A 2,395-nucleotide genomic window follows, 5' to 3' on the forward strand; every position below is an offset into this window, starting at 1 on the left:
CGGAGACGGGGTCGTCGTACCGTGCCGCCAGGTTGGCGGTCATGATCTGGGTCAGGTCACCGAACTCCGCCACCAGGATCAGCATGAAGCCGGCCCCGGCTCCGGCCCCGTCTCCGGTGCTGCGCCTGCCCCGGACCGCCGTTTCGGTTGGTCCAACATGTTCGTCCACCCCGATGAGGACACCCGTACCGACGGCGGCTTCCGGGGCGAGCGCGACGTACTCACCGGCTACCTCCGCGACCAGCGGCTCACCCTGGAGCTCAAATGCGCGGGCCTCGACGCGGAAGCCCTGGCCCGACGCTCGGTGGCGCCGTCCGACCTCTCGCTGCTGGGGCTCGTACGACACCTCGCGGGCGTGGAGCAGTACTGGTTCCGGCAGGTCATGGCGGGCCAGGACGTACGCCGTCACTACCGGACGGAGGAGGAACCCGCCGGGGAGTTCACCGGTGCGGTGGCCGACCCGGAACTGGTCGCCGACGCGTGGAAGACGTGGCGGGCCGAGGTCGCCTTCGCGGAACAGTTCGTCGCGCAGGCTCCCGGGACGGACGTCACGGGCGACTGCGGCGGTGAGCCGATGGAACTCCGCGAGGTGCTGGTCCACATGATCGAGGAGTACGCCCGCCACAACGGCCACGCGGACTTCCTGCGGGAGCGCATCGACGGGCGCGTGGGGCAGTAGACGGGCGGGGCGGTAGGCGGACGGGGCGGGAAGCAGGCAGCCGGGAAGCAGTCGGGCAGGCAGAAGGCGCGGCTGGGGACGGGGGCCCGGGCCCCCGGCCGTCGCGCTACTGCGCAGGCGCGTTCGGGTGCTCCGTCCGCAGCGTGATGCGGATCGAGCCGTCGGGGCCGGCCGTGACATCGAGGAACGTCAGGTCCGGGACGTGCACCGTCGGGCCGTGCGCGGCAGCGCGGGGACCCACGCCGATCACGCGCATGCCCGCCGCCCGGCCCGCGGCGATACCCGCGGACGAGTCCTCGAAGACGATGCAGTCGGCCGGGTCCACTCCCAGAGCGGCGGCACCCTTGAGGAAGCCCTCGGGGTCTGGCTTGCTGGCGCCGACGGACTCGGCCGTGACCCTCACCTCGGGCATCGGCAGCGCGGCAGCCGTCATCCGGGCGGTGGCCAGAGCGGCATCGGCGGACGTGACCAGGGCGTGCGGCAGCCCGCCGATCGCGGCCATGAAGGCCGGGGCGCCCGCGACCGGGACCACCCCGTCGGTGTCGGCCGTCTCGCGCGCCAGCATCTCGGCGTTCTCCGCGAGGTTGACCTCCATGGGGCGGTCCGGCAGCAGCACGGCCATGGTGGCGTAGCCCTGGCGGCCGTGGACCACCTTCAGGGCCTCCTCCGGGTCCAGCCCGTGGGAGACCGCCCAGTCGCGCCAGCAGCGCTCGACCACCGCGTCGGAATTCACGATCGTGCCGTCCATGTCCAGGAGCAGGGCCTTGGCGGAGAGGACTGCGGGGGCGGTGGTCGTGGTGGTGCTGGCCGGCATCGACGGGGCTCCAGACGGGCGGGAAAAGAGAACAAGTGGTTCCGTCCACCGGTCAGGGAGTGCGGACGGAACCACTTTGTTCCACCACGATACAAAACGCGGGATGGTCTGCGCCACTCGAGGGCATGTGACCCCCGTCGCGCCCCCGCCCCAGGGCGTCGCGCCGCCTCCGGCCGGCCGCTCCGTCTCTTCAGTTGTGCTTCCGCGCAGCTTCGTGCACCTTCGCGCAGGTTCCGCGCGGTGTCGCTTGCACCTTGCCTCGCAGTCCCGTCCCGTCCCGTCCCGCCCCGTCCCGTCCCGTCCTGGCGGCCTACCCCTCCAGTGCCTTGCGGGTCACGGGACCGTAGACGCCCCACTCCTCGTCGTCGATCCCGCGGTCGTACTGGAACTCCGACAGGGCCCGCTCGACCCGCCAGTCGAACTTTCCGTGGAACTTGCCCCCGTACAGCCCCTGCCCCGCCAGCAGCCGCTGGAGCTTCTCCACCTCCGGACCCGAATCCCCGAAGCGCAGCACCGGAGCCTGCGCGGGCGGTGGCGGGCTGGAGGAACGGCTCGCGCTGGGCGACGCGCTCGGCGACGGCGGCGCGGAGGAAGCCGAGCGGGACGCGCTCGGCGACGGCGACGGGGACGACGACTTCGAGGCGCTCGGTGACGCGGAGGCCGACGGGGAGGCGGAGGTCCGGCTCGGGCTGCCGGACGGCGCGGCCGGAGCCGCGCCCACCGCGGACGCCGACGCCTTCGCCTCCACCATGGCCGTATCGCTCTCCGAGGAAGCCGGAAGCACCCACACCGCCACGGCCGTGCCACTGAGGGCGACGGCCGCCGCGGCGCCGGCCAGCAGGGCCAGCGGCCGCCGGCGGGAAGGACGGCTCGACCACTCCTCCGGGCCCCCGCCCCCACCC

Annotated in this window: 4 protein-coding genes and 1 pseudogene; 2 read left to right on the forward strand and 3 right to left on the reverse strand. The window is 73.4% G+C overall.

Features of this window, described 5'->3' with window-relative positions:
* On the reverse strand, window positions 1–85 hold an 85-nt coding region (locus IH80_RS43340; RefSeq protein WP_234432538.1), incomplete at its 3' end, for a TMEM165/GDT1 family protein.
* A 72-nt stretch (window positions 86–157) separates the two neighbouring features.
* On the opposite strand from IH80_RS43340, the gene IH80_RS0138160 reads away from it, so the two are divergent.
* Window positions 158–679 (forward strand): DinB family protein, encoded by a 522-nt coding sequence (locus IH80_RS0138160; protein WP_030966506.1) that lies wholly within the window; start codon window positions 158–160, stop codon window positions 677–679.
* A 106-nt stretch (window positions 680–785) separates the two neighbouring features.
* On the opposite strand, the gene IH80_RS0138165 is transcribed toward IH80_RS0138160, so the two are convergent.
* On the reverse strand, window positions 786–1,493 hold the full coding sequence (locus IH80_RS0138165) for an HAD-IA family hydrolase (RefSeq protein ID WP_030966507.1): 708 nt from the start codon (window positions 1,491–1,493) through the stop codon (window positions 786–788).
* Window positions 1,494–1,803: 310 nt separating this feature from the next.
* On the reverse strand, window positions 1,804–1,977 hold the full coding sequence (locus IH80_RS45170; RefSeq protein WP_158943861.1) for a peptidoglycan-binding domain-containing protein: 174 nt from the start codon (window positions 1,975–1,977) through the stop codon (window positions 1,804–1,806).
* On the opposite strand from IH80_RS45170, the pseudogene IH80_RS45175 reads away from it, so the two are divergent.
* Window positions 1,928–2,395: pseudogene (locus tag IH80_RS45175) on the forward strand (hypothetical protein); the annotation flags it as partial. The gene IH80_RS45170 and the pseudogene IH80_RS45175 overlap by 50 nt on opposite strands.

The sequence above is a fragment of the Streptomyces sp. NRRL S-378 genome, assembly GCF_000720645.1.
In the GTDB taxonomy this organism is placed as follows: domain Bacteria; phylum Actinomycetota; class Actinomycetes; order Streptomycetales; family Streptomycetaceae; genus Streptomyces.